7 protein-coding genes are annotated in these 5,613 nt (G+C 42.5%); 1 reads left to right on the top strand and 6 read right to left on the bottom strand.

Annotation, left to right across the window (positions count from 1 at the left end; translation table 11 throughout):
• Positions 1-116: 116 nt before the first annotated feature.
• From BGL89_RS08760 to BGL89_RS08735, 6 genes are all read right to left on the bottom strand, one after another.
• Positions 117-380, bottom strand: coding sequence for a pepsin/retropepsin-like aspartic protease family protein (locus BGL89_RS08760; RefSeq protein WP_286825378.1), 264 nt, complete (start codon positions 378-380; stop codon positions 117-119).
• Positions 377-652, bottom strand: coding sequence for a hypothetical protein (locus tag BGL89_RS08755; protein ID WP_286825377.1), 276 nt, complete (start codon positions 650-652; stop codon positions 377-379). Before BGL89_RS08755 ends, BGL89_RS08760 begins: the two co-directional genes overlap by 4 nt.
• 67 nt (positions 653-719) lie before the next feature.
• Entirely contained in the window at positions 720-1,136 is a 417-nt protein-coding gene (locus tag BGL89_RS08750) for a hypothetical protein (RefSeq protein WP_286825376.1), read from the bottom strand.
• A 348-nt stretch (positions 1,137-1,484) separates the two neighbouring features.
• A complete protein-coding gene (locus BGL89_RS08745) occupies positions 1,485-1,949 on the bottom strand; it encodes a DUF29 domain-containing protein (RefSeq protein WP_286825375.1) in 465 nt (154 codons plus the stop codon).
• Between the two features lie 43 nt (positions 1,950-1,992).
• Complete coding sequence (gene msrP, locus BGL89_RS08740; RefSeq protein WP_286825374.1) at positions 1,993-2,976, bottom strand: protein-methionine-sulfoxide reductase catalytic subunit MsrP; 984 nt, start codon at positions 2,974-2,976, stop codon at positions 1,993-1,995.
• Positions 2,977-3,061: 85 nt separating this feature from the next.
• Positions 3,062-4,447, bottom strand: coding sequence for a cytochrome P450 (locus tag BGL89_RS08735; protein ID WP_286825379.1), 1,386 nt, complete (start codon positions 4,445-4,447; stop codon positions 3,062-3,064).
• Positions 4,448-4,711: 264 nt separating this feature from the next.
• On the opposite strand from BGL89_RS08735, the gene BGL89_RS08730 reads away from it, so the two are divergent.
• Positions 4,712-5,467: a TVP38/TMEM64 family protein gene (locus BGL89_RS08730; RefSeq protein ID WP_286825373.1), complete on the top strand. Its 756-nt coding sequence runs from the start codon at positions 4,712-4,714 to the stop codon at positions 5,465-5,467.
• Positions 5,468-5,613: the final 146 nt, after the last annotated feature.

The raw sequence follows: 5,613 nt of genomic DNA, 5'->3' as shown, positions 1-5,613 counted from the left end.
CTTGATACTGTTGAGTTTTAGCTTTAACTTTAAACTCTAAGACAAACATTTTACGCAGGGGGTACTTAGACAAAATCAGTATAGCACAATATAAAGTTAAGTTAACAAGCTATAGTTTAAAAAGCCGTCCTAAAAGGACGGGGCTTTAACCCAAAATTTCGGTAAAAATCAAACAAGACTTCGCTACCATCCCCCAGAGTTGCTGGGTTGGAAATCGTCCAAGGCAATCCAAGACGAACAATGATTTCAGAGGGTAAAGACAGAAAGCCATCAAACCCTGTATCAATCACGGTATTGATGAATTCTCTTTGACCAGATGAATTACCAACAACAAGGGAAAGCGTGGCTTCCCGACGCAAATTCACCACTCCATATATCATTGACCCTTCTTCAAACTCCGCGAACCAAAGTGATAAACGGCGCGATGTCCAATCCGAATTCCAAAAGGCTGGGCATCGGGATTGCGCTCAAACAGCCGATTAGTTGCAGCTACGACCGTTTCATCAACCTCAAAATTTCCGGTTTCGATGTCGATCGCTAGGATTTTGCCCTCGTTGCCAGCTTCGACTTGCTGCCGAATGCCAGACTCATAAAGTTCTTGCCCGCGTTGGGCTATCTCTTCTTTGCTGTAACGTCGTTGGCGGACTGTCATCGGTATGACCTCGATTTCAAAATTAACCCCTCTATTTTACCCTGAACAACAAAGATGGCGATCACACTTAACATCTTAACAATAAAGCATTTGAGCTTGATCCTAGAAGTTTCAGTTCGTGGTTTGAAATCACCTTCAGGGTTATGGTTTTTTCTGCATCGTCTTGACTCTCTTTGATTTTGACATCCTCATTATCAATAATCCATTTTCCAAAGAAAACAGCTTCGGGAAGAGAAACAGCTTCAGGTGGGCCAACGGTGTATTTACTTCTTCGAGTGTAATTAACTCCTGATTCAAGGGTATATGTATTTTTCAATAATGTACCACCCACTCCCAAGCTTTGAGACCAACAACCAGATAGCTCAGACTCAGTTACGCTTGTCTTTTTGGGGAAAGCAGGTTCATTATTATTACTAGCTCGTCCAGAGCAGCCCACTAAACACAGCAAACTAATCGCTATTAATTGTGACACTCTGCTTAACATAATCTCGTTGGTTTACTTCCAAAATTCCGTCTAACTACATCTTATAGGTCAACTTTCCGTACAACACTCTCTGGGGTAACGATATGGGTCAACTTTCCGTATAACACTCTATTTAGGCGCGATTGCCAGAACTTTTCCCTATATCACGCCCAAAAGCTTGTTAGCCAGATTAGCATATTGCCAAAAACCTTGTTTAACTAAATTCCTGACAGTTAGGCTCATTCTAGCGATGATTCTTCGATCTGACCGCACCCCTTGACAGAAATTTACAATTATTCGACCTTTAGCGATCGCTATCGGGGTACGGTTGTTTTTTGTTACAGCAGTATGGAGCAGCCTGACTGATGGCTATATTTCCAGATTATCGCCCGCAGGAAACCAATCTTCATCGAGAATTTGTTCAAGGGAACCAATGGGAATAGCGGGGAAAGTATCGAGGGATAATTGAGAGCGATCACTGGCATTTTTTCGGGCTGAAAGATAACATTCATCGAAAATTTCGAGAATATAGGGTTTCAGACTAGGACTATCTTTAACTTCTTTGATTATTTGTCGGCGAAAGTTTCTAATTTCCCCTTTCCAGTGACCCTCATTTCTAGCTTTTTCTCCTGTCCAGTAAGTTAGTTTCAGCAAATGTACCAGCAATTGAATCAAAAGATTTTCAATTGTGCGCTTTTCACTCCTTCCCATACTTGCTAACTCCTCCAGTAAATTCTCTAAATCTACCCGCTCAAACTGTCTCGCTTGCAGTTGATTAATGGTAGTTCTAATCCAGAGATAAAAGTCTTGTTCGTACAGGTTTTTATTATCCATAAATACTTCCTTCAACTGAATAAACCGGGGATAATCATAGGACTTAACTATATAAACTAGCTACATATTCACTATAGCCATTATAGGGCAGAGTTTCGATAATTTCCCAAGATAAATCACTTCTACTGCCGATAAATTTCTCCGTTGCTTGCGACCAACGGGGATGGGGTTTACTGGGGTTTACATTAGCCTCAAAATCGTATTCGTGAGCGTCAATTGTGTTCCAGTAGGTGGCGGGTTGTTTGGCGGTAAATTCAATTTTTACTATCGATTTTGCTCCTTTAAAACCGTATTTCCAAGGAATAACCATTCGCAAGGGTGCGCCCTGTTGTTTGGGTAAATCATGACCGAAAATTCCCACGGCAAAGAAAGCTAATTCGTTGGCCATTTCTTCAATTCTTAAACCTTCTGTATAGGGCCAAGGTAAGGCTCCTAAATGTAATCCTGGCCCTTTAGTAATTTCGGGATCATAAAAGGAGGTGAAACGGACGAATTTTGCTTCGGGTTTTGGTTCCACTGCCGCGATTAAAGCACTCATCGGAAAACCCAACCAAGGTAAGACCATTGACCAAGCTTCCACACAACGAAAACGATAGATTCTTTCTTCGAGAGGAAAGGTTTTTTTAATAGTATCTATATCGTAGGTTTGGGGATTTTTTACCAATCCTCCCACTTCTACCGTCCAAGGATTCGTCGGTAATTTCTGCGCTTTTAACCAGATATTTTTGCCCCCTCCGAACTCATAAAAATTATTATATCTCCCCGCTACAGTTTCGGCAACTATGGGGCGATTTACAGTTAAAAAATTCGGATTCTTGCTGAAGCCTTCAATTTTAGGTAATTGCAAACTTTTTTCTAAAGCTTCCGAGGAGGAGGATTTACCACAACCAGTTAATAATAGGGAACTCCCCGCAATTCCTGCCCCGATTAACCCCTGTAAAAAGCGACGACGGTTAAAATAAACACTTTCAGAAGTAACTTCATTTTCGGAAATTTGCCAAGATTTAGCTAAACGAATTAAGACCATAATTATCCCCAATTTTATTGACAAAAAAACAGAGTTATGATAGAGGATACCACAACTCTGATTGTACAATAGTTTGTCAGTTTTGTTAAGAAATTTCGGCGAGCATCGGGGCAGTCACCAGAGGTTCCCGTCGTCCTTTTAAGACCATGGGAACTCCTCGCGAGGGAGCAAGGGTTACACCGCGGCGGCTAGGTTTTTCGGGGGTATTATTAACTAGAGTTAACTGATAATTGGCTAAAATTGTGGCGATAGCGATTTTCATCTCGTAGATAGCTAAAACTTCCCCGATACAACGACGCGCTCCACCACCAAAAGGTATATATTCGTAGGGGGTGAATTGTTTTTCTAAAAAGCGTTCTGGTTTAAAAGTATGGGAATCGGGGAAAGTTTGCTCGCGGTGGTGAGCTAGATAAATACAACCCATAAGAATTGTCCCTTTTTCTAAAGGATAACCATCTAGTTCTACCGGTTCTTCCACTACTCGCGGAAAAGTTAACATTCCCACGGGATGAATGCGTAAAGTTTCCGAACAAACCGCCGAAAGATAGGGTAATCTAGTCATATCAATCGGGTTAGGATTATCTCCTAAAGTGGCTATTTCTTGCAGAATTTTTGCTTTAATTTCTGGGTAGCGATGGGTCCAGTATAGCACCCAAGACATAGCAGTGGCCGTGGTTTCATGACCTGCGAATAATAAGGTCATTAATTCATCGCGCAATTCCTTATCGCTCATCGGGTTGCCTTCTTCATCCTGGGCCGACATCAGTAGTGATAAAATATCGGTGCGATTGGGGTTAGGATTAGCTTTTCTTTCGGCAATTTCTGTGTAGATAATATCATCAATTTTTTCTTGGAAACGCTGGTATTTTCCCCAGGGACTCCAGGAACCAAAATCAGCCCGCAAAATGGGGAAAAATAATAAAGAAGCCATCACCGGAGAGTTAAAAATATCGAGCATTTCAGCGAGAGTTTTTTTCAGGGTTTGATAACGTTCCCCTTGACTAATTCCAAAAACTGCCTCCATAATTACTTGTAAAGCAATCGCTGTGGTCGCTGAACGGGCCTTAAAAGGTTGATTTTCGGGCAATTCTGCCATTACTCTCAGGGTAATATCGCGGATTAAATCGCCGTACAAACGCATTCTTTCCCCGTGAAAAGGTGGCAATAAAAGCTGACGGCGTTTTTTGTGGATATCTCCGTCTAACATGACGACGGAATAATCACCAATAATCGGGGCAATAATCCGATTGGCTTCCCCCGGGGCCGAGAATTGTTTACGGTCATTAGTTAAAAGCTGTTGTAGGGCCGCAGGACTACTGATAAAGATAAAATTATCTACAGTTAAACCCACTTTCGTGCTAAAAATATCGCCATGCTTGCGGGCGGCATTTTCCATAAAAGCTACGGGATTAATGATCCATTGTGCCATTTGCAGGAAGGTAGGTGCTTTGACCTTGGGGATGATTTTCATAGATTGATTGCTATATCCAATGCTAATTATTTCTAATTGTGACATTTTTTCCCCAGAGACGGCAAGGTGTAATATCAAGTAAAGAGCAAAAATTACCGGGCTGTTGGTTGTCTTATCTTCTCCCAGAGAGGGGGATTTTCTGGGAAGTTTCAGGCTTGGCTTTCTGGTCTGAACAATGATAACTAGGGTAGAATGGCTCCCAGTTCTATTCAATTCGCTTCTATAGTTCAATCTCTCTTTTTTCATTCCTTATAGGGACTTTTTATGATTATTTCCAAGTTTTTGCCCTTAGGAAAAACTGTGATTATCAGGCATTTACTGTTATTAACTACATTTAGCCTTGTTTTTCTCCTGACTACTCCCCCCGCTTTTGCCCTCCAATCCAGTGCCTCCACAGGTTTTAATCCTCAAACTATTCTTTTCAATGCCTTAACTTGGGTGGATAGTTTGGGAGGCGTGGGAGCGATCGCGTTTATAATTATCTATATTCTAGCTACTGTGGCCTTTTTTCCCGGTTCAATCCTGACTTTCGGGGCTGGTGTGGTTTTTGGCGTGGTTTTAGGCTCTTTTTACGTCTTTATCGGGGCAACTATCGGCGCTACTGCCGCTTTTCTGGTGGGACGTTATCTGGCCAGGGGTTGGGTAGCGGAAAAAATTCAAGGTAATAATAAATTTCAAGCTATCGATGAAGCTGTGGGGAGAGAAGGACTAAAAATAGTGCTTTTAACCCGTTTATCTCCCGTATTTCCTTTTAATCTGCTCAATTATGCCTATGGTGTCACTGGGGTTTCCCTGAAAGATTATCTACTAGGTTCCGCAGGCATGATTCCGGGGACAATAATGTATGTTTATATTGGCTCTTTAGCCGGCAATCTTGCCACTATCGGGACCTCGGCACCAGCCACTAACCCAGTTTTACAATGGACTATTCGCCTGATCGGTTTTATCGCTACCGTTGCCGTCACCCTCTACGTCACAAAAATTGCCCGTCAAGCCCTGGCATCAGTTATCAGTGAATAGTCATCGGTTATCAGTCAGGGTGTGGGGTGTGGGGTGTGGGGTGTGGGGTGTTAAGTTGACATCCTCGCCGCCGTAAAACGGACGGCGATTCCTCACCACGCCACCTTTTTAGAATGGTCGCGTCAATGGGGTTGACGCGACCCGGG

It is taken from the genome of Microcystis sp. LSC13-02 (assembly GCA_002282935.1).
GTDB lineage: Bacteria > Cyanobacteriota > Cyanobacteriia > Cyanobacteriales > Microcystaceae > Microcystis.
The sequence above is the reverse complement of the archived record's forward strand: the minus strand, read 5'-3'. Positions and strand labels throughout refer to the sequence as shown.

Coding starts and splice junctions, on each gene's coding strand:
- BGL89_RS08750 (WP_286825376.1), bottom strand. CDS start 1,136: ATGTTAAGCAGAGTGTCACAATTAATAGCGATTAGTTTGCTGTGTTTA.
- BGL89_RS08745 (WP_286825375.1), bottom strand. CDS start 1,949: ATGGATAATAAAAACCTGTACGAACAAGACTTTTATCTCTGGATTAGA.
- BGL89_RS08735 (WP_286825379.1), bottom strand. CDS start 4,447: ATGAAAATCATCCCCAAGGTCAAAGCACCTACCTTCCTGCAAATGGCA.
- BGL89_RS08760 (WP_286825378.1), bottom strand. CDS start 380: ATGATATATGGAGTGGTGAATTTGCGTCGGGAAGCCACGCTTTCCCTT.
- BGL89_RS08730 (WP_286825373.1), top strand. CDS start 4,712: ATGATTATTTCCAAGTTTTTGCCCTTAGGAAAAACTGTGATTATCAGG.
- msrP (WP_286825374.1), bottom strand. CDS start 2,976: ATGGTCTTAATTCGTTTAGCTAAATCTTGGCAAATTTCCGAAAATGAA.
- BGL89_RS08755 (WP_286825377.1), bottom strand. CDS start 652: ATGACAGTCCGCCAACGACGTTACAGCAAAGAAGAGATAGCCCAACGC.